This is a genomic window from Nitrospira tepida, from assembly GCF_947241125.1.
In the GTDB taxonomy this organism is placed as follows: domain Bacteria; phylum Nitrospirota; class Nitrospiria; order Nitrospirales; family Nitrospiraceae; genus Nitrospira_G; species Nitrospira_G tepida.
Map to the genome: position 1 here is coordinate 1,939,985 of NZ_OX365700.1, position 21,300 is coordinate 1,961,284.

Consider the following 21,300-nt stretch of genomic DNA (forward strand, 5'->3'; position numbering starts at 1 on the left):
GTCATCGGGTACGGGTTGTACCGTTTTCGCCACAGGGTGTGGCATTACGCTGTGGCTAGGAGGGGATAGGGTGTCGGTGTCATGGATACGGTCGGCGGGAGTTGATCCTGATCCTCATGATTCTACGTGGCTTTCAATAGGAGTTAGCAACGACACTCAGTCGGCATGCCTCTTGATTAAGCCCATCTGCGGATGGATATTAAATCAATGGGACTGTGACAGTTACTAAGGTCAATTAACCTCAGGAGAGGAGGAAGTCATGAACAAGGTCAAGGTGTATGCCATGGCCGCGGTCGCGCTATCCATGAGCATGGTAGCCTGTGCTGGTCCGCAAACCTCACGGAGCGGGCAGATTCACACGGTGAAGGTTGAGGAGGCGCCTCAGCCGGCCGACCTGGTCGTCAATGTGGGCGACGAGGTCCGGTGGGTGAATCATCGGACGTTGCCCGTGCGCCTGGATTTGGTGACCGGCGATCCGCGGGAAACCCTGTCCTGTGAGCGCGGGTTTTCCAATTTCTTCGGCATGAAACGGGATTTCGCCGAAATTGCGCCCAACGAGTCCGCCGCGGCCTGTTTCAGCAAGGTCGGCGTGATCAAGTACAACTTGCGCATGGAATCGGCGCTGCCCGGGGGGAAGGCCATCACCTCGGGGACCGTGCAGGTCGGAGACCCCACCAAGCGCTGACGAACCGAATCTGAGGTGTGCGGACTCTCCGCCGCGTTTGGGGCGGAGGGTCTGCCCCCATCTCCCATCTCCTGTCAGTCATCATCCAGCCTGTTGATTCTCCTTCATTCAGTCGCCCTCCGACTCGAAGCGGTCACGCCGTTATCGTCTCCGATGGGGTAGAGGATGGCGTTGCGACCGCGATAGGCGGGTGTTCGAATCGCTCAGTCAGATCGGGCGCAATACGGAGTTGAGCGGCGTTGGGCCGCGTGCTGTCAGGACTTTCCTGACAAAGTGACATTCTTGTCGGACTTTCCCCGCTACCCCAGCCCACTGCTTGATGGTATTCAACACAAGAGGTGCCTTGGCCTTTGAACCCATGCCGGAAACCGTCCGGAGGCCGAAGCAAGACTTTCAACCCAGGAGGATCATGATGAAGATGATGATGATGACCGCCGTCGCAGTCGTAGCCTTCGCAGGAAGCCTGATGGCCTGTGCCGGCCCGCAAACCACGAGGAGCGGGGAGATTCACACCGTGAAAATCGAAAAGGAGCCCGAGCCGGCCGATCTGGTCGTCAATGTCGGCGACGAAGTCCGGTGGGTGAATCACCGGACATTGCCCGTCCGATTGGATTTGATCCTGGGAGATGCGAGTGAGCAGTTGTCATGTCAACGGGGCTTTTCGAATTTCGTCGGCATGAAGCGGGATTCCGCCGAGATCTCGCCCAACGACTCCGTCGCGGCCTGCTTCAGCAAGGTCGGGGTCGTGAAGTACAACATTCGCATGGAATCGGCCCTGCCCGGCGGAAGAGCGATCACCTCCGGGACAGTCCAGGTGGGTGATCCGACCAAACGATAGTCGGTGGGAACCGAGGACGCCCTCGTCGGCTCGGAGCCCATCGGAGAACGACGAGGGCGTCTTATCAGGCGGCCAAGTGTGGTCATGCGCCGACGATTCCATGAGAGGATCTGTTGGTCACGGCCGCTCATGAGCCCATTATCCGGCCGCAACGAGCGAAAACCGTTTAGGAAAGGAGGAAGCAATGCCACGATGGATAGCGGGAGTATCGGGTATGGGAGCGATTCTACTGGTCGGGACTCTTGCGTTGTCCGCGCCGGAAAAGGACCCGCTGAAGCCTCGCGTGCCGGCCGATCAAATGGAGGAGGCTAAGAAGCTGTCGACGTCGTTGTTCAAGGATGCCAAGCAAGCGTCCGCCGACATCGTCAAGGAAGGAAAGGTGCTGTATGACGGCAAGGGGACCTGTTTCAACTGCCATGGCAAGAGCGGCAAGGGCGATGGGCCGGCCGGCGCCATGCTGGATCCTGTCCCGCGAGACTTGACCAACTGCGAATTTCAGAAGAAGCGGACCGACGGCGAACTGTTCTGGGTGATCAAGAACGGGAGCCCTGGAACCGGCATGGTCGCGCTCATGCCGGGCTCGGTCAATGAAGAGGAAGCCTGGAAAATTATCGCTTACGTACGGAGTCTCTGCAAATCGTGATGTGGCGCATCCGGCATCCAGGCGGTGACGAGTGACTGTGGCTTCCCCATGGATCGACGTCACGGTACCCATTCGGGATGGCATGGTCCGATGGCCGGACAACCCGCCCGTGCGCGTGACACGTGTCCAGGACCTCGATCGCGGCGATGACTGTACCCTCACCGCCCTTTCGCTGGGGGTGCATACGGGCACGCATATGGATGCCCCGGTGCACTTTCTCCGGGGAGGAAAAGGGATCGACGCGATGCCCCTGTCGGCCACGATCGGGCCGGCGAGGGTCATCGCGATCAAGGATCGGGAGTCGATCACGCCGGAAGAACTGCGGCCGCATCGCGTCCGGCGCGGCGAACGGTTGCTGTTCAAAACCCGCAACTCTCCCCGTTGCTGGTTGACGGACCGGTTTGTGGAAGATTTCGTGTATCTCGGCGAGGAGGCCGCCCGCTGGCTGGTGGCGCGCGGGGTGCGCACGGTCGGCATCGATTATCTGTCGGTGGCGGGGTTCGAATCTGACACGGCCGCCATCCATGCCACATTGCTGAAGGCTGGCATCTGGATCATCGAGGGGTTGAATCTGACGAACGTCCGGCCCGGCCCATACGATCTGCTCTGCCTGCCGCTCAAAATCGCGGGTGGGGACGGCGCGCCGGCCCGCGCGGTGATCAGGGCCCGCGGCCAAGATGTGACGAAGCGGAGTTGGAGACGCTCGGCGAGACGATGACAAGAGGTCGCGCATGATCAAGAGGCTCGTCATTTTGGGCGCTTCGGGAGATCTGACCTCGCGTTTCCTCATGCCCGCCATTGCCCGCCTCCATCAGGCGGAAAAGCTGCCGTCCGGCTTCCGGATCATCGGGCTTGCGCGCGACGATTGGGATACGGAGGCCTTCCGCCGTCATCTTGCGGAGAAGATGGTTCCCTCCGCGTTGTCAATCCTTGCCGGCGCACGCGACGCCGTCCTCGCCCACACGGAATACCGCCGTGTCGATATCAAGGACCGCGACCAGCTTGCCGAGGCCTTGGGCAAGATGACGGAGCCCCTGGTTGCCTACCTGGCCCTGCCGCCGTCTCTCTTTGCGCCGACCGTGGAGACCGTGGCGGCGCTCAGGCTGCCGAGGGGCAGCAAGCTCGTGCTGGAAAAGCCGTTCGGGACCAATCTGGCTTCGGCGCAGAATCTGAACCGTCTGCTGCATGAATCGTTTCCGGAACAGGACGTGTTCCGGCTCGACCATTTCCTGGGGATGCAGACGGTGCAGAACATTCTGGGGTTACGGTTTGCGAACCGCGTGTTCGAACCGTTGTGGAACGCCCAGCATGTCGAATGGGTGGATATTGTCTGGGACGAAACGCTGACGGTGGCGGGGCGAGCCTCTTTCTACGACGGCACGGGCGCCTTGCGCGACATGATCCAGAACCATCTGCTCCAGTTGCTGGCCCTGATCGGGATGGAGCCGCTGCATAGGCTCGACGAGCGGAGCTTGCGCGATCGCAAAGTGGACCTGCTTCGCGCGGTCCGGCGACTCTCGCCGGAAGAGATCGCCCTGCAGACGGTCCGCGGCCGATACGGGCGCGGCGCGATCGAGGAACGGGAGATCGTGGCCTACGTACGCGAGCGAGGGGTCGATCCGGCGCGGCGGACCGAAACGTTCGCCCAGGTGACGTTGGCGGTCGATAACTGGCGCTGGGCCGGCGTCCCGTTTCGGCTCCGCACGGGCAAGGCTTTGAAACGGGACCGTCGCGAAATCGCGATTCACTTCAAGCCGGTCCCGCTCCTGACGTTCGGGCAGCAGACCCAACCGAAGCCGAACGTCCTCACGATCGAGCTGGACCCGGACCGTATCGGGCTCTCGATCAACGTCAATGCGCCCGGCGATCTTTTTGACCTGGACCGGGCTGAGTTGGACAGCCGGTTGGGATCAGGGGGGGTGCCCGCCTATGCGAGGCTGCTGCTCAACATCTTGAGCGGCGATCAAACTCTCTCAATCCGCGACGACGAGGCCGAGGAATCGTGGCGGATCGTCGAGCCGATCCTGGAGTCGTGGGCCGCAGGCGCCGTGCCGTTGCTGGAGTATCCGGCCGGATCGAGCGGCCCGCCGGAGGCGCAGCGGATTCTACGTCACGTCGATCGGCTGCGTCCGGACAGCGCCCGACCATAGGAGGCTATGCTCACCGGATTCGCGCATGAATCCGGGTTCCCGGTTGGGGATGAATGCAGAGAGTCAAGCGGCATGACGATGCAGGTGCAGAACCGCGGTCGTTTCTCGCCGCGATGCTTGTCCAGCGAGCGGGGACGGCAGGTCGGGACCGGGAGCTGCGAAACCGTGTGATGCCTACGGGCGGGGAAGGAGCAAAACGGTGAACGAAGCACAAGACGAGCGGGACGTGGCGGAGCAAGCGGCTCGGTGCCGCCAGGAGGACCCGGTGTTCGCCCGTTGGGCGGAAGGCTACGGGGTCATTCAGCACCAAGACCTGACCCAGGTGCGCGTGCAGGAACTCGCGCAGTCTCTTGGGGAGCGAAGCGGCACCGCGAATGGAGCTGCCTTCTACGATCTCCTGATGGCCTTGGACCGCCTGGCCAGCGCCGGGCTGTGGCTGGTCGTCCATCAAACGTATACCCGCAACGTCTACCTCGACGGACGGCCTCTCGACACCGAAGATTTCAAGGTGCGCCCTGAAGGCCACACCGGCGGCTCGCTCAACATGGTGCCGGCCTATGCCGGCTACCTCGCCGCCAACGCCGTGACCGGCTGTACCAGAGCCTGGCTCATGGGGCAAGGCCATTGCGTGGCCGCGATTGATGCGTTGAATCTGCTCGTGGGCAACATGACAGAGGCCCACGCCGAACGGTACGCCGTCACCGACAAGGGGCTGACCCGCTACGTGCGGGATTTTTATTCCTACCGGTTGCGCGACGACGGTCGACAGGATTCGCCGCTGGGTAGCCACGTGAATGTCCATACGGCGGGAGGGCTCTCGGAAGGCGGCTATTTGGGGTTCGCGGAGCTTCAGTACGTGCACATGCCGTTGCCCGGAGAAAGGCTCGTGGCATTTCTCTCCGACGGCGCGTTTGAAGAGCAGCGGGGCAGCGACTGGGCCCCCCGATGGTGGCGCGCCGAGGATTCCGGGTTCGTAGCGCCGATCATGATCAAGAACGGACGCCGGATCGACCAGCGGACGACGATGTCCCAGCAGGGTGGCGCGGCCTGGTTCAGCGAGCATCTGACATTGAACGGCTTCGATCCGATCCTGTTCGACGGCCGCGATCCGGCCGCATTCCTCTGGGCGATTCTGGAAATGGAGCGGCGCCTCGACGCGGCGGCGGAGCGGATCAAGGCCGGGCAAGGCCGCTACCCGGTCCCGCTTCCCTATGGCATCGCGGTCGCGCCGAAGGGCGCGGGCTTTCCGGGCGAGGGGACGAACCTCGCGCACAATCTGCCGTTGATGGCCAATCCACGGACCGACGCCCGCGCGGCGGATCTGTTCAACCAGGGAACCAAGCGGCTGTGGGTTCCGATCAACGAGCTGACCGCTGCGGCCGGGTTGTTTCAACAGCACCGGGCCTCCGGACGCCCCCGCGAGCGAGACCATGTCTTGGCCCACCGGGACGTCTTGGTACGAACGGTTCCCGAGCCCACGTTCCGGCCGGTCTCCGAGGAGGCGCGGTGCGATCCCGCCGCCTGGACGACCGCCTCGCCGATGACCGCCGTGGACCGGATGTTCGTCGCGATCGTCGAGGCCAATCCCCACCTGCGACCGAGGGTTGGCAATCCGGACGAGATGCTGTCCAATCGCCTGGTCGCGACGCTGGGTCTGCTCAAGTTTCGGGTCACCGATCCGGAGCCGGCCGTGCCCGAGTCCGTGGGTGGCGCCGTCATCACGGCGTTGAACGAGGAGGCGGTGGCCTCCGCGGCCCTGGCCAACAAGGGCGGGATCAATTTGATCCACACCTACGAGGCGTTCGGCAGCAAAATGCACGGGGCCGTGCGGCAGGAAATCATCTTCGCGAACCATTGTCTGGAAGCGGGCCGCTCGCAGCGGTGGCTTTCGATGCCGCTGATTCTCACCTCGCACACCTGGGAAAACGGTAAGAACGAACAGTCGCATCAGGACCCCAGCATGGCGGAAGCGATGTTGGGCGAGCCGTCGCACGTCTCGCGCGTGCTCTTTCCGCCGGACTTCAACAGCGCGGCCGCGGTCATGGAGGAGTGCTATCGCACGCACGGGCAGATTTGGACGTTGGTGGTGCCCAAGGCGGACCTGATCCCGGACCTGTTCACCGCGGACGAAGCGCGGCGGCTGGTGAAGGAGGGCGGCCTTCGATTGGACTGGGCCGGCTACGAGGTCGAGCAGGCCCGCCTCCTCCTGGTCGCGGTCGGCGCCTATCAGCTCATCGAGGTGCTCACCGCCTCGCGCCGGCTGGCGGAACGAAAGATTTCCCATACGGTCGTGTATCTCCTGGAGCCGGCCCGGTTCCGCGCCCCCCGCTCGCAGGCCGAGCAGGCGCATCAGGCATCCCCGGAGGTCATCGCCCGGCTGTTCCCGGCCAAGGTGCCGGCACGTCTGTTCGTCACGCACACGAGGCCGGAAACGATCCTGGGCCTGCTCGGTCCGCTGCATACGGGCACGCGGACCAGCGGGCTCGGCTATATCAACCAGGGCGGCACGTTGAGCACGCCGGGGCTCTTCTTCATCAACCGCTGTAGTTGGGCGCATTGCCTGCGCGAGGCGGCGCGGCTGCTGCAACTCCCCGACAGCGAGGTGCTGAGCCACGAGGAGCGCCAGGCGCTGGATGGCCGGCGAAGCCCGCACGGCGTCATTATTCCGGAGGCGGTCATATGAACGGAGCCGGCTGGTCCGCTCGTCGGTTGTCGCTGTTGCTCTGGGCGGCGACCCTCGCGCTCGGCACGCTCATCGGCGTTGGAGTCTACACGTTCGTCTACGCGCGCGGCGGCTCCTACCTCACCGACAAGCCGGAAGCTTGCATCAACTGCCACGTGATGCGCGAGCAGTACGCGGGCTGGATCAAGGGCAGCCACCGGTCGGTGGCGGTCTGCAACGACTGCCACACGCCGGACGGCATGATCGAGAAATATGCCGCCAAGGCGATGTACGGCTTCCTGCATGCCTATGCCTTTACGAGCGGCCGCTTCCCTGACGAAATCCAGATCACGCCGCACATGCATGCGTTGACCGAACGAGCTTGTCTGAAGTGTCACGCGGCCATTGTAGAAGCCATGACCGTGACCGGCGCTGGGCGGGAGAACCTGACCTGTCTCCGATGTCACGGCGACGTCGGTCATCAGTAAGAGCCTGCGAGGAATCTATGAACCCAACGAGAAAACTGATCCTGGTGCTGGTGCTCACCGCCGCCGCGACCTTTGCGGTGGCGGCCCTCTTGGTGAGCATTTTTCAGCGCAAGCAGGAGGAAAAGCACGTGTTTTTCCGCGTCGTCGAGTTGACCGACGACACAGAAGACCCGGCCGTGTGGGGAAAGAATTTTCCGTTCCAGTACGACGCCTATATCAGAACCGTGGATCAGGTGCGGACGCGCTTCGGCGGCAGCGAGGCGATTCCGAGGACCCCGACCGAGGCCGATCCCCGCTCCGTGGTCGCGCAATCGAGGATCGAAGAAGATCCGCGCTTGAAAACCATGTGGGCCGGCTACGCCTTCGCCCATGATTTCCGCGAAGAGCGGGGCCATGCCTACATGCTGGAGGACCAGACCTATACCGAGCGTCAGATCGTGGCCAAGCAGCCAGGAACCTGCCTGCAGTGCCATTCGTCCGTCTATACCGCCATGAAGAAGCTCGGCGACGGAGACCTGTTCAAAGGCTTCGACAAGCTGAATGCCATGCTCTACGCCGAGGCGCGACCACTTGTCACCCATCCGGTCACCTGTCTCGATTGGTCACGCGCCCGATGCCATGCATCTCCGCGTCACGCGCCCGGCCTTCATCGAGGGCTTGCGGGCGTTGAAGGAACAGGAGGGCGTCAGGAACTATGACGTCAACACGATGACGACGAGACAGGAGATGCGTTCCTTCGTCTGCGGCCAGTGCCATGTCGAATATTATTTCCGGGGGCCGGAGAAGCGCCTGGTCTTTCCCTGGGCCAAGGGCCTCCGCGTTGACGACATGCTCGCCTATTACGAAGAGACGCAGTTCAAGGACTGGACGCATGCCGAGACTGGATCGCCCGTGCTGAAGGCGCAGCATCCCGAATTCGAAATGTGGAATCAGGGCATCCATGCCCGCTCCGGCGTCGCCTGCGCCGACTGCCACATGCCGTACAAGCGGGAGGGCGCCATGAAGATCAGCGATCACCATGTCCGCAGCCCGCTGCTCAACATCAATCGGGCCTGCCAGACCTGCCACAAATGGCCGGAGGCCGAACTGAAGGATCGCGCGGAGGCCATCCAGCACCGGACCTCGAGCTTCGCAATCGCGCCCTGGACGAGCTCGTCGCCCTCATCCACGACCTTGCGGCGTCCCGGACGGGCGGCCGCAGCGATGAGGCGCTGGCCGGGGCGCGGGCGCTGCAGCGCAAGGCGCAATTCATGGTGGACTTCGTGGAGGCGGAGAATTCAATGGGGTTCCATGCGCCGCAGGAAGCGGCGCGGATCCTCGGCGAGGCGATCGATTACGCCAGACAGGGGCAATTGGCGCTGCGCGGGGAGCTGAGTCCAAGGCCCTAGCCCGCATTATTCATGAACGCTTCTGCTGCAATCGCGGATTCGCCGCTGCGACAGAGCCTGACGGCGGGCGTGCTCGCCGCTCAGTCCCTCGACGTACTGTTTCAAGTACGCCTTGGTTCTTCGCGGCTGTGCTTGCCCGTCTCGCCTGGCGACTGCGCGATTTCGCCACGAATCGTCATGAATAATGCGGGCTAGCTGATGCCGTCTTTCAAAGAGCCGCTTGGTGTCACCGGCGTGTCGTGGGTTGGGACGCCGAGCAGAAGGGACACGAAGATGACCCCTCATGCGCACGGTGTGGTGTTGGCCGCGGAGACGCAGGTAAGGGGCAAGGAGGCTGGACCCGCAACGGGAGCCGGTTGGTCCGGCTGACAGGGAGTGACCGATGGCCGATCTTGCCGAACGCCCTTTACATCATCTCCCGGCCCACGAGGTCGTCCTGCTGCTGGAATCGGATCCGGACAAGGGGCTCACGTCCGAGGAGGCTGGCCGGCGGCTCGAACGGTTCGGGCCCAATGTCCTGCCGAAGTTTCGCCGCCATGGCCCGCTGGTCCGTTTTCTCCTCCAGTTCCATCATCCGTTGATCTACGTCCTGCTGGCCGCGGCGGCGATCACCGCGGTCCTCGGCGAATGGGTGGACGCCGGGGTGATCTTCGGCGTGGTGTTGGTCAATGCGATGGTCGGGTTCATCCAGGAATCCCGGGCCGAGAAGGCCTTGGACGCGCTGGTCTCGATGATGAAGACCGAAGCGACGGTCCGGCGCGATGGGCGGAGGACGAAGATTCCGTCCGCCCAGATCGTGCCGGGGGATGTCGTCCTCCTGGAGTCCGGCGACAAGGTGCCTGCGGACCTGCGGCTGGTCGCGGTCCGCGAGCTGCGGATCGACGAATCCGCCCTGACCGGCGAGTCCGTGCCGGTGGAGAAGGCCGACCTGGTGCTGGCGCCCGAGACCGTGGTCGCGGACCGGAGGAACATGGCCTTTTCCGGCACGCTGGTCGCCTACGGACAGGGGAGGGGCGTGGCGGTGGGGACCGGCGCCGCCACGGAGCTCGGCCGCATCCACCAACTGATCGGCGAAACGACGGAGATCGCGACCCCGCTGACGAAGAAGCTCGCCTATTTCAGCAAGGTCCTCACGGCGGCGATCCTGGGATTGGCCGCGGTGACCTTTCTGCTCGGACTGTGGCGCGGGCAGAATCCGGCTGAGATCTTCATGGCGGCGGTGGCGCTCGCGGTCGGCGCAATTCCGGAAGGGCTGCCGGCCGCAGTGACAATCACGCTCGCCATTGGCGTGAGCCGGATGGCCCAGCGGCATGCCGTCATCCGCAAGCTGCCGGCCGTTGAGACCCTGGGCAGCACGACGGTCATTTGCTCTGACAAGACCGGCACGCTGACGAAGAACGAGATGACGGTCCAAGCCATCCTGGCCGGAGACCGGACGTTCGACATCGAGGGGGCGGGCTATGAGCCGGCGGGGGAAATCCGGGAAGTCGGGCGTCAATCGTCAACCGTCAATCGTGAAGAAGTTGCTCGGCAAGCGGTGACCGTCGGAAGTCACGTTCCACTCGATACTGCTCTGTGTGAACTCCTGACGGCCGGCGCGCTCTGCAACGACGCGCAGCTCGTGGAGCAGGAGGGACGATGGACCATCGTCGGCGATCCGACCGAAGGGGCCCTGCTCGTGGCGGCGAAGAAAGCCGGGATCGATCCCGGCCAGGCGGGCGAGCGATTCCCTCGGATAGATGCGATTCCGTTCGAATCGGAGCGTCAGTACATGGCGACGCTGCATCGAGGCGACTCGGGCCGTGAGGCCGTGATCTATCTGAAGGGGGCGGTGGAGAAAACGCTTCGGCTCTGTGATCGCATGCTTACGGCGGAGGGATCGGAAGGAGCGCTTGATGCGCCGAGCGTCCTCGGTCAGACGGACGCGTATGCCGGGCGAGGGCTGAGGGTCCTGGCATTCGCGCGGAAATCGGCGCCCGCGGATCGGGCGACCCTGTCGGACCGCGACGTGGAGGAGGGCCTGACCTTCTTGGGGCTCCAGGCCATGATGGACCCTCCGAGGCCCGAGGCCATCGCCGCGGTGCGGGCCTGCCGGACCGCCGGCATCGCCGTGAAGATGATCACCGGCGACCATGCGCTCACGGCGAGGGCGGTCGCCGCGCAAGTCGGGCTGGACGGGCGGAAGCGTCCTGAGAACGGCGAGCTCGTCGCCATGACCGGCCAGGAGTTGGCGGCGACTCCGCCGGAGGCGCTCGCGGACGCGGCCGATAATACCGCGGTGTTCGCCCGGGTGTCTCCGGAGCAGAAGCTCCGCTTAGTGGAAGCGTTGCAAGCCAGGGCGCACGTGGTGGCGATGACGGGAGACGGGGTGAACGACGCGCCGGCGCTGAAGCAGGCGGACATCGGCGTGGCGATGGGGCTGGGGGGGACCGAGGTGGCCAAAGAGGCCGCCGACATGGTGCTGACCGACGACAACTTCGCCTCGATCGAAGCGGCGGTGGAGGAAGGGCGCTGCGTCTTCGATAACCTGACGAAGTTCATCGTCTGGACCCTGCCGACCAACATGGGAGAAGGGCTCGTGCTGCTGACCGCCATCGCCGCCGGCTCGGTGCTCCCGATCCTGCCGGTGCAGATCCTCTGGATCAACATGACGACGGCGGTGGCCCTGGGGCTTATGCTGGCGTTCGAGCCGAAAGAGCCGGGCATCATGCGGCGGCCGCCCCGCGATCCGGGACAGCCGATCCTGACCGGCGTCTTGGTGGAACGGATCGTCCTGGTGGCGCTCCTGATGCTGGCGGGCGCCTATGGCGTCTTTCTTTGGGAACAGCAGCGTGCCTTGTCGATCGAAGCGGCGCGCACGGCGGCGGTGAACGTGTTCGTCATGGTCGAGCTGTTCTATTTGTTCAACTGTCGCTCGCTGGATCACAGCATGTTTCACGTGGGGGTGTTCAGCAATCCCTGGATCTGGCGCGGGGTGGCCGCCATGGTCGGGCTGCAACTGCTGTTGACGTATGTCCCGGTCATGAATCGGTTGTTTCACACGGTGCCGATCGATGGCACGGCCTGGCTCTTGATCGTGACCATCTCGGTCCTGGTCTATCTGATCGTGGGATTCGAAAAACGGTTGCGGCGGTGGTGGTTGCAGGCTCCGCCGGAAAGACCGACGGTGGCTCAGCCCTAGTCGGTTCAGGGTGACTGAATCAAAGGAAGAGCAGGCGCAGCGGGTGCCGGAGGGGCAACCGCCGGCGGGGAGGACGGACATGGAACCATTGGCATTGCTCGGAGTCTTGGCGGTCGTGATTGGGATCTTGGGGATCATCGTGCTCGTCAAAGGACGCAAGAAAGTCCGCTGAGCGGTCGGCGGCCCCAACGGGGGCGAAAGGTCAACACTTTTAACCTGAGAGGTTGATGATGCGGTATCGGCGATGCGGCGGCGCGTGCGGGGGGTGGAGGAGCTGTGGGCGCGTGGCGTTCCTGGCGTTGGTCTGGGCCGGCGTGCTTCTCGCGTCAGGACCGGACGCGTTCTCGATTCAGGAGCAGCAGATCGAGATGACGATCAAGGACTATTCGTTCCTGCGAACGAAGACGGCGGCCATGCGGCGCGGCTTGCCCACGGTGATCATTCTGCGCAACGAGGATCAGGTCCGGCACGGGTTCACCTCGTCCTTGTTTCAGGGACTCATGGTGCGAGGCGAAGGGGACGGATTGATCTCGTATGGCAAGGGTCTGGAGGGATTCTATCTCGATCCCGGCAAGACGCTCGTGATCCGTTTTACCACGGACCGGCCCGGCAGCCATCCGTTCCGGTGCGACCTGCATCCGGACATGAAGGGAGAGCTCTATCTGCTGGAGGTTCCGGTCGTGTAAGGCGGAGAAGGGCGCGAGAGGCCGAGGGAGGTCATGATCGGGCAATCCATCAGGGTGGGAAGGATTCGAGGGATCGAGGTCGGGGTCCATTATTCCTGGTTCATCATTTTCTTTCTTATCACCCTGTCCCTGACCACTCGCTTCGCCTCGGAGCACCCGCACTGGTCGCTGGCCGAGCATTACGCCGTCGGGATCGCGACGAGCCTGTTGTTCTTCGTGTCGATCCTGCTGCATGAGCTGGCGCACAGCCTGGTCGCGCTGGCGAAGCAGATTCCGGTCCGCTCGATCACGCTCTTCGTGTTCGGGGGCGTGGCGCAGATTGCGCGGGAACCGGACCGCCCGCTGACCGAGTTCCAGATTGCGATCGCGGGCCCGGCCGCCAGCGCTCTGCTTTGGGTCGGATTCGGGGCGGCGGCCGCTCTGGCCGGGCACCGGTTCGAGCACGTCGCAGCCTTGGCGGGCTGGCTGTCGTCGATCAACCTGGTCCTGGCGCTCTTCAACCTGCTTCCGGGTTTTCCGCTCGACGGGGGACGCGTCTTCCGGGCGGCCTTGTGGCATTTCACGGGCAACCTGGCCAAGGCCACGCGCATTGCCGCGAGGGCCGGACAGGTCGTGGGGTATGCCTTCATCGTATTCGGGATCTGGACCGGGTTCACGGTCAACTGGTTCGGCGGGCTCTGGTTCGCCTTCATCGGATGGTTTCTCCTGAATGCCGCGCAGGAAAGCGTGTTGCAGGTCAGCGTGCGCTCTGCGCTCACCGGCCTGACGGCGGAAGACGTCATGTCGTCTGAATGCGCCACGGTCGCGGGCGATCGAAGCCTTGGCGACCTGATCGAGCGGGAGGTCCTGCGAACCGGAGGCCGGTGCTTCCTCGTGTCATCCAACGGCCGTATCGAGGGCCTGGTCACGCTGCACCAGGTGAAGACGGTGCCGCGGGAGCAATGGAGTCGCACGCCTATCCACGCCGTCATGACCCCGCTGGACCGGTTGCGGGTCGTTGGTCCGGAGACGGCGATTACGGAAGTCCTGCAGATGATGGAACGGGACGACATCAATCAGGTTCCGGTCACGAGGTCGGGGCGGTTGCTGGGCCTCATCACGAGGGAACATCTGTTGAGGGTCATTGCCGCGCATCTGGAGTTCGGCGACCGCCCGCCGGTCCGTGCGCCACGTTGAGGCGGATGCCGTTGTCGAGGAGGCCGTCTGTGGCTGGGGGACGAAGCCAGGAAGGAGAGCAGTGGGCCGGCCGGGTCGTGCGGCTGGCCTTGGTGGGGAGCATTCTGGGCCTCGGCCTGGCGGTGTTTAGCCCGTTTGTCTCGCCGCTCCTATGGGCGGGGGTCCTCTGTTACGCCCTCTATCCGCTCTATGCCAAATTGGTTCGCGCGACCGGCGAGCGTCGCGCGCTCAGCGCGCTGGCGATGTGCCTGATCCTGACGGTCGGCGTCATCGCGCCGCTGGTCTATCTGTCGCTGCTCATCGCGGAAGACCTGACGGACGCCTATCGAACGCTGATCGCCACCTTGAGAGGGGGAGACGAGCCCCTCCTCCAGAGCTGGCGGCGCTATCCGCTGCTCGCGGCGCTGGCCGAGGCGCTTCAGAATTTGGAGCGGCTGACAGGAACCGATTTGCGGACGAGCATCGCGGAGAACCTGGCGGAGTTGGGCAAGGTCCTCGTCGGCCAGGTAACCCGCATCGTGACCAATGCGCTGTATGCCCTTGTGCAACTGGGCATGATCCTGTTGTGCGCTTTTTATTTCTTCCGAGACGGGGATGCGATGATCGGCTGGCTTCGCGCGCACCTGCCGATCGTGCCGGAACGCCAGGAGTTGCTGGTCCGGCGGTTCGACGAGGTCGTCAAGGGGGCCGTCTACGGCAATACCGTCATTGCCCTGACAGAGGGTCTGATCGGCGGGGTCGGCTTCTGGTTGGTGGGCTTGCCCTCCGCGGTGCTGTGGGGGGCAGTGATGGCGCTGCTGGCCTATCTGCCGCTGGTCGGGGCCGGGCTCATTTGGATGCCCGCCGCGTTCTATCTGTTCTGGCAGGGCTCGTACCTCAAGATGGCGGTGCTGATCGGAGTCGGCGCCCTCATGGCCGTGATCGATTACCTGGTCCGCACGATCGTCGTGGGCGGCCGCTCCCATCTTCACACGTTGCTGGTGTTTTTCTCCGTCCTGGGCGGGCTCCAGCTCTTTGGGCTGGTGGGCATCGTGGCCGGTCCTTTGGTCGTGGCGATGGGGATTACGTTGGTTGAAAGTTATCGGGGGCCGGCGCCGCCGACGTTGGTGTCCGCCTCGGAGGCGTAGCAGGTGGTGGTTTGGGCAGGCCATCCGTGACGAAAGGCTGGGACTGGGTGTCGCCTCTCACAAGGCTCGGACGGACGGGAATCCTGGCCTGGCGGATGGCCCGGGAGGTGATGCTGAAGTTCAGCCGGGATCACGGATTGTTTCTGGCAAGCGGGTTGGCCTTCAGCCTGCTGCTCTATGCGATCCCGCTGGCGCTGATCATGATCTCGGCCTTGGGGTACACGGTGCTCGAATCGCAGCAAGCCATGCAGGAGGTGCAATCGGTCATCCGGCAGTTTCTCCCGAAGTCGGAACAGATCTTCGCGGAGAACGTGGAGGCCGTCGTGGCGGACCGAGGTCTGCTGGGGGCAGTCGGATTCACCCTGTTCGTGGCGCTGAGCACGACCCTGTTCGGGTTCGTCCGGCATGTGTTGAATGTGGTCTTTCAGGCCGGCCCGGGCCGGAGCCTGTTGCGCGGCACGGCGCATGATCTGCTCATGTTGGCGTTCTGCGTGGCGCTCCTGATCGCGGCCATCGGCTTGGCGTCGCTGTTCGCGGTGATCGGCAACATCGGCGCCCATGTTCCGGCCGTGGGCTTCCTGTGGGGGAAAGGCATCCGCATGATCCACCGGATCACGGGAATTCTGTTGGGAACCGGCTTGATCCTGGGCCTCTACCGATTCTCGCCGGTCAAGACGCTCAAGCTCGGCTCGCTCGCGGTCGGCGCGGCTGTGGCGGTCTCGTTGTTCGGGCTCGCGAAGCAGGCCTTTGCCTGGTACGTCCAGTTTGCCCAGGCCAACATCGCCCTCTACGGAGCGCTGGGGGCCTTTCTGTTTTTCTTCCTGTGGCTCTACTACGTCTCGGTGCTTTTTGTGGTGGGCGCGGAGGCGGCTTGGGTCTTTGAACATCGGCGGACTCTCGTCCCATCGGCTGGTGGAGCGGCGCAAGACGCGATCGAACCTTTCATCCATAGGCCATGAGGGACACCATGACGAATTCTGGATTCACATCGCTTCACCGTCTCGACGGCTACCTGCCGATCGAGGATCACGGCCTCATCGGAGACGGAGCGACGGCGGCCTTGATCGGCCGCGACGGCAGCATCGCGTGGCTGTGTCTCCCGCGCTTCGACTCGCCTCCATTGTTTTGCCGCCTGCTCGACCGGGAACGGGGCGGCGCATTCAGGATCGAGCCGGACGGGTTGCGAGCGGCCCGCCAATATTACGAGCCGGACAGCGCCGTGTTGGTCACGGAGATGCAGGTGGCGGAAGGGACCCTGCGTCTCGCGGATTGCTGTCCCCTGGTGTCCGGAGCCGATCTGACCGAGGATTTGCCGGCGACGCGCAACGAGCTACTGCGCCGCGTCACCGTGCTGGAGGGCACGGCGCGGCTGCGGATCGAGATCGAACCGCGGGGCGGGGCCGAGGCGGAGCCCCGCGACGGCGGCCTCCGCATCCGTTGCCTGGCGCAGCCGGATCTCCATCTGCACCTGGGTTCGACGATCCCGTTGACGGGGCTTCGGACCTCGGTGACCTTGAAGGCCGGGCAGTCGCTCGACCTCCTGCTCTGCTGGCGGTCGTCGCACGTGCCCGCGCCGTCGTTTCATCCGGAACAGCTCTACGGCAACACGGTGGCGGTCTGGCGGCGCTGGCTCACGCATCTCGACTATCACGGGCCACAGGAATCGTTAGTCCGCCGGTCTGCCATCACGCTCAAGCTGCTCGATCACTTTGCCAACGGCGCGATTGTCGCCGCTCCGACCAGCTCGTTGCCGGAGCTCATCGGCGGTTCCCGTAACTGGGATTATCGCTACGCTTGGGTGCGCGACGCGGCGTTTTCCGTCTACGCCCTGCATCGCATCGGGCTTTCCCATGAGGCGGCAGGGTTCCTCGCTTGGGTGCTGGATGCCGTCGAGCGGGACGGCCGGCCCCATGTGATGTACGACCTCGACGGCCGCCTGCCGCCGGAGGAGCGGGAGGATCCCGACCTGGAAGGCTACCGGCGCTCCAGGCCGGTACGGTGGGGCAATGCCGCGGCAGCCCAGCATCAACATGATGTCTACGGCGAAATTCTGGACTGCGCCTATCAATGGGCTGCGCACCATGGCGAGATTCCCGAGCGCTTGTGGGCGCGGCTCCGAAAATTGGCGGAGTCCGCGGCTCAAGAATGGCGGCAGCCGGATCACGGCATCTGGGAAGTCCGCACCAGCGGGCGTCCCTTTACCTATTCGGCCGCCATGTGCCAGGTCGCGCTGGACCGGGCCGCGCGCATGGCCGCGCGCTTCAAGTTGCCGGGGCCTTGCGAGAGCTGGACCAGCACGGCGGAGGACATCGCGCGGGCGATTCGGGAAGAGGCGTGGGATGACAAGCTCCAGTCGCTGACGGAGCATCTCGGCGGCGGAGGGCTCGATGCCAGTCTGCTCGCGCTGCCGCTGCGGCGGGTGATCAAGGCGGATCATCCGAAAATGGTTGCGACCACCCGCGCCGTCGTCGAACGGTTGGGGGTAGGACAGGGGCTGCTCTACCGGTATCTGCCGGACGAGTCGCCGGACGGGATTGCCGGGCATGAGGGGGCCTTTCTCTTGTGCAGCTTCTGGCTGGTGGACAATCTGGCCAAACAGGGACGGCTCGATGAGGCGCTGGAGCTCTATGACTCGTTGTGCGAGCGGGCCGGTGCGCTGGGGCTCCTGCCGGAGGAGATCGATCCCTCGACCGGGGCGTTTCTGGGCAACTATCCCCAGGCCTTCAGCCACATCGGCGTGATTGCAAGCGGGGTCAACTTGGCCCGCCTGCTGAAACAGGCGGGCAGAACGAAGTGAGGATCGGCGGTCGTCATCACGGCCACTGAGGCGGCCGCGGGACGGAAGACAGAGAAAGGAGGTGTCACGTGGCATACCGATATCCGATAGTGTTCTCTCTCTTCACCTCGATCAGGCGGACAGGGCTGTCCTTGGCCGGCCTCGCGTTCATGCTCGGAGCGGCCGGCCAGTCGTGGGGCTATGTCGACAACCGCGCCTCTCAGCGAACGGACGCCGAGTTCCAGGGGGCTATCGAGCAGCGACTGCGGATGGATACACGGATCGACATGGAACACATCGGGGTCACGGTGGAAGACAAGACGGCTACGCTGTTCGGGACCGCGCGGACGCTGGAGGAACGGGCGCTCACCGGCCTGATCGCCGGATCGGTCGTCGGCGTGACCGCGCTCAAGAACACCCTGCGCGTCGCGCCGGAGCCCGGTGCGGACGTGAAAGTCGCGAACGCGATCAAGGAGGGCCTGCGGGCCGCCGGCTTGCTGCCGCGCTATGCCTTGACCGTCGACGTGCGTGACGGTCAGGCGACGCTCGGGGGGGACCGTCGAGAACCGCCGCGAACGCCGTCAGGCGAGACGGGCCGCGGAATCCGTGCCGGGCGTCACCAGCGTGACCAGCGCCATTAAGGTAGCGGGTCAGGCGCGATCCGACGAGGAGATCAAGCGGGACGTCGTCGACTACCTCCGCTGGTCTCCCTTCGTGGATGCGAAACGGCTCGGCGTGACCGTCCGCGACGGCGTCGTGGCGGTCAGCGGTGTCGTGGAGCATCTTGCCTACCGCGATGCGCTGGCCATCGACCTGGAGCATATCGTCGGCGTGGAAGACGTGGACGTGTCGAACATCGCCGCCGGCCCGGTGCTGGCCGGCGGACAGGCTCCATGATGACTGCGGGTGGGCGGGGAAAGAAGAGGTGAGCCATGGACGAGCGGGAGGATCATCCCGCCGGCCGGCAGGGCGGGCGGGACTCGTCGCAGGCGGGAGGGCCACCGGTAGAGGAGTGGAGAAGCCGGCTCGATCGGTTCCGGACCCTGCTGGCGGAGTTGCGGGCCAAGGTTCTGCGGGCTGCGGCGCCGAAGAGACCGGACCTGACCCGGCGTATTCAGGAGCTGGAGAATCGCATTGAGGCGCTGCAACGGCGGCTGGACGGAGCCCGCTGAAGACTCGTGCCGGTGTTTCGCGGACGACCGGGTCGCCAAGATGGAGGCGAAGGAGGCGGGACCTCCCCGGCCCACCCCGAAGAGTAAATGGAGCCTCATTCTGTCCTGTCATCGAGGGGGAAATCAGGGATGTTGAAGGATCGAGCGCCTATTGAGAAAGCCGCGTCGCTGGCGGGGGACATTGCCAACGCCGTTGTCGTGAAAGACGGCGATCTCTGCTTTGTGTGCGACCCAGACGGGACCGTCCCGTTGGATGGTCCGCATGGATTCGGTCTGTACTATCGCGATTGCCGCTATCTGAACGGCTATGAGTTCGAGTTGGCCGGCGCGCGGCCCTTGTGTCTGGTCGCGACCGCGGAGGACGGGTATATGGCCATCTTTCAGCTCACGAATCCGGAGTGTCGAACCGAGCAGGCACGCATTGATCGTGAGACGATCGGCATCAAATGGGAGCGTTTGCTCGACGGGACGACGCCCGCGCTCCACGAGCGGCTGGCGTTTCAGAATTTCGGAGTCGACCCCGTGGACCTTCCCGTGTCGATCGTGTTTCGCGCGGCCTTTGAGGACGTGTTTGACGTCCGGGAGCCGAAGCCGGCCGGAGCCGGCACGCGCCGGCCGCCGCGCTGGCGGAACGGCGTCCTCTGCTTCCACTACGAAGGGAGGGACGAGATTCATCGCAGCCTCTCGGTTCACTGCGAGCCGCAGCCTGATGTAGAGGACGAGGCCGGCGCGACGTTTTACCTCCGGTTGGCCCCGCAAGAACGACGGGAGATTCTGCTGTCCCTCGTGGTCAAGGAATCGCCGGATCGCTGCGAGACGGAACCCCATCGCTATCACCAGCCCAATCGAGGCCAGATGCAAGCGAGGCTCCGGGCGGCCTCGGATGCGTGGTTGGCCCGCGAGGCGAGACTCCTCAGCGACAGTCTCGTCGTCAACCGGGTGATGGAACAGTCCCAACGGGCGCTGCATGTGCTCCAAAGCCGCCTTCAGGATCAGAGCTATTTCGCGGCGGGCGTGCCATGGTACGTCGCGCTGTTCGGGCGGGACAGCCTGATCACCGCGCTCCAAACCCTGGCCTATGATCCGGACATCGCCGCGCAGACCCTGCGGCTGCTCGCACGACATCAGGGGCGACGGGAAGACCGGTGGCGCGAGGAGGAGCCTGGGAAAATCCTCCATGAATTGCGCACCGGAGAGAAGGCCCGGCTCGGCGAGATTCCTCATGCCCCCTACTACGGCACGATCGACGCGACCCTGCTGTTCCTGATCCTGATCGGCCGGCACGCGGCCTGGACCGGCCGACTCGACCTCTTCAAGGAGTTGCGTTCGAACATCGATGCGGCGTTGGCCTGGATGACGGACTACGGTGATGTCAACGGAGACGGCTATCTCGAATACCGGCGGACCTCCGAGCAGGGGTTGGAGAACCAGGCGTGGAAGGACTCCAAGGATGCCATCGTGAATGTGGACGGGAGCCTGGCCACGCCCCCGATCGCGCCTGTCGAGGTGCAGGCCTATGCCTATGAGGCGATGACGGGCATGGCCGAATTGTTCCGGCGAGCGGGAGAGCGCGACCGGGCCGAGCGGCTGTCCCTCGACGCGGCGGACTTGCGCACACGGTTCAACCGGGATTTCTGGTTGGACGACAAGGGCTGTTATGCGCTGGCGCTCCAGGCCGGGGGTAAACCCGCGGCGGTTGTCTCCTCCAATGCGGGGCATGTGCTGTGGTGCGGCATCGCCGACGAGGCCAAGGCCCGGCGGGTCGCCGAGTGCCTGATGGGGGAGTCGATGTTCAGCGGCTGGGGCATTCGGACCCTCTCTGCCGACGAGCGACGCTACAACCCGATGGGGTATCACCTGGGCACCGTCTGGCCGCACGACAACTCGCTGATCGCGGCGGGATTTCGTCGATACGGATACGGGCAGGCCGCCGCGCAGATCTTCAGCGGGCTCTTGGAAGCGGCCCTGCGTTTCGACGACCATCAACTTCCGGAACTGTTCTGCGGGTTTTCCAGGCGAGAATATCCCGTGCCGGTTCGCTACCCCGTCGCCTGTCACCCGCAGGCGTGGGCCGCGGCTTCCATCCCCTACTTGATCGAAACGATCCTCGGGCTCGCGCCCGAGGCGTTCGAGAACCGGCTTCGGATCGCCCGGCCGGTCCTCCCCGAGTTCGTGACCTTTGTGGAGTTGCACGGGGTCCGCGTCGGGCAGGCCAAGGTCGATTTGCGATTTGAACGCTCGAACGGCTCGATCACCGTGTGTCCGCTCAAGATCGAAGGGCCGCTCGATCTCGTGATCGAAACATGAGCGGCGCCGTGAAAACATGGC

18 protein-coding genes and 1 pseudogene are annotated in these 21,300 nt (G+C 64.5%); all 19 read left to right on the top strand.

Annotated elements, in window-relative coordinates:
- Window positions 1-259 precede the first annotated feature (259 nt).
- The 19 genes and pseudogenes from QWI75_RS09160 (at window position 260) to QWI75_RS09255 (ending at window position 21,279) form a co-directional block, all read left to right on the top strand.
- Window positions 260-685, top strand: a complete 426-nt coding sequence (locus QWI75_RS09160; RefSeq protein ID WP_289268392.1) for a cupredoxin domain-containing protein — start codon at window positions 260-262, stop codon at window positions 683-685.
- A 409-nt stretch (window positions 686-1,094) separates the two neighbouring features.
- Window positions 1,095-1,523 carry a cupredoxin domain-containing protein gene (locus QWI75_RS09165; protein ID WP_289268393.1) on the top strand — a complete coding sequence of 143 codons (429 nt, stop codon included), beginning with the start codon at window positions 1,095-1,097 and terminating at the stop codon, window positions 1,521-1,523.
- 184 nt (window positions 1,524-1,707) lie between these two features.
- Window positions 1,708-2,166 (top strand): c-type cytochrome, encoded by a 459-nt coding sequence (locus tag QWI75_RS09170; protein WP_289268394.1) that lies wholly within the window; start codon window positions 1,708-1,710, stop codon window positions 2,164-2,166.
- Between the two features lie 37 nt (window positions 2,167-2,203).
- Window positions 2,204-2,884, top strand: a complete 681-nt coding sequence (locus QWI75_RS09175; protein WP_289268395.1) for a cyclase family protein — start codon at window positions 2,204-2,206, stop codon at window positions 2,882-2,884.
- Between the two features lie 13 nt (window positions 2,885-2,897).
- The gene (locus tag QWI75_RS09180) at window positions 2,898-4,316 is read left to right on the top strand and encodes a glucose-6-phosphate dehydrogenase (RefSeq protein WP_289268396.1); all 1,419 of its coding nucleotides are present in this window, start codon (window positions 2,898-2,900) and stop codon (window positions 4,314-4,316) included.
- A gap of 199 nt (window positions 4,317-4,515) precedes the next feature.
- Window positions 4,516-6,999: a phosphoketolase family protein gene (locus QWI75_RS09185; protein ID WP_289268397.1), complete on the top strand. Its 2,484-nt coding sequence runs from the start codon at window positions 4,516-4,518 to the stop codon at window positions 6,997-6,999.
- On the top strand, window positions 6,996-7,466 hold the full coding sequence (gene nrfH / locus QWI75_RS09190; protein WP_289268398.1) for a cytochrome c nitrite reductase small subunit: 471 nt from the start codon (window positions 6,996-6,998) through the stop codon (window positions 7,464-7,466). Before QWI75_RS09185 ends, nrfH begins: the two co-directional genes overlap by 4 nt.
- Before the next feature lie 17 nt (window positions 7,467-7,483).
- A pseudogene (locus tag QWI75_RS22775) lies at window positions 7,484-8,854 on the top strand (ammonia-forming cytochrome c nitrite reductase subunit c552).
- A gap of 382 nt (window positions 8,855-9,236) precedes the next feature.
- On the top strand, window positions 9,237-12,035 hold the full coding sequence (locus QWI75_RS09205) for a cation-transporting P-type ATPase (RefSeq protein ID WP_289268401.1): 2,799 nt from the start codon (window positions 9,237-9,239) through the stop codon (window positions 12,033-12,035).
- A gap of 10 nt (window positions 12,036-12,045) precedes the next feature.
- Window positions 12,046-12,207 carry a hypothetical protein gene (locus QWI75_RS09210; RefSeq protein WP_289268402.1) on the top strand — a complete coding sequence of 54 codons (162 nt, stop codon included), beginning with the start codon at window positions 12,046-12,048 and terminating at the stop codon, window positions 12,205-12,207.
- A gap of 112 nt (window positions 12,208-12,319) precedes the next feature.
- A complete protein-coding gene (locus QWI75_RS09215) occupies window positions 12,320-12,721 on the top strand; it encodes a cupredoxin domain-containing protein (RefSeq protein ID WP_289268403.1) in 402 nt (133 codons plus the stop codon).
- 33 nt (window positions 12,722-12,754) lie between these two features.
- A complete protein-coding gene (locus QWI75_RS09220; protein WP_289268404.1) occupies window positions 12,755-13,897 on the top strand; it encodes a site-2 protease family protein in 1,143 nt (380 codons plus the stop codon).
- Window positions 13,898-13,926: 29 nt separating this feature from the next.
- Window positions 13,927-15,024: an AI-2E family transporter gene (locus tag QWI75_RS09225; protein WP_289268405.1), complete on the top strand. Its 1,098-nt coding sequence runs from the start codon at window positions 13,927-13,929 to the stop codon at window positions 15,022-15,024.
- A 47-nt stretch (window positions 15,025-15,071) separates the two neighbouring features.
- Complete coding sequence (locus tag QWI75_RS09230) at window positions 15,072-15,983, top strand: YihY/virulence factor BrkB family protein (protein WP_289268406.1); 912 nt, start codon at window positions 15,072-15,074, stop codon at window positions 15,981-15,983.
- Between the two features lie 8 nt (window positions 15,984-15,991).
- Window positions 15,992-17,821: a glycoside hydrolase family 15 protein gene (locus QWI75_RS09235; RefSeq protein ID WP_289268407.1), complete on the top strand. Its 1,830-nt coding sequence runs from the start codon at window positions 15,992-15,994 to the stop codon at window positions 17,819-17,821.
- Window positions 17,822-17,889: 68 nt separating this feature from the next.
- Window positions 17,890-18,441 carry a BON domain-containing protein gene (locus QWI75_RS09240; RefSeq protein ID WP_289268408.1) on the top strand — a complete coding sequence of 184 codons (552 nt, stop codon included), beginning with the start codon at window positions 17,890-17,892 and terminating at the stop codon, window positions 18,439-18,441.
- Window positions 18,329-18,697, top strand: a complete 369-nt coding sequence (locus tag QWI75_RS09245) for a BON domain-containing protein (RefSeq protein ID WP_370693563.1) — start codon at window positions 18,329-18,331, stop codon at window positions 18,695-18,697. The genes QWI75_RS09240 and QWI75_RS09245 overlap by 113 nt, the downstream gene beginning before the upstream one ends.
- A 35-nt stretch (window positions 18,698-18,732) precedes the next feature.
- Window positions 18,733-18,972: a hypothetical protein gene (locus tag QWI75_RS09250; protein WP_289268410.1), complete on the top strand. Its 240-nt coding sequence runs from the start codon at window positions 18,733-18,735 to the stop codon at window positions 18,970-18,972.
- Between the two features lie 129 nt (window positions 18,973-19,101).
- Window positions 19,102-21,279 carry an amylo-alpha-1,6-glucosidase gene (locus tag QWI75_RS09255; protein ID WP_289268411.1) on the top strand — a complete coding sequence of 726 codons (2,178 nt, stop codon included), beginning with the start codon at window positions 19,102-19,104 and terminating at the stop codon, window positions 21,277-21,279.
- The last annotated feature ends 21 nt before the right edge of the window (window positions 21,280-21,300 follow it).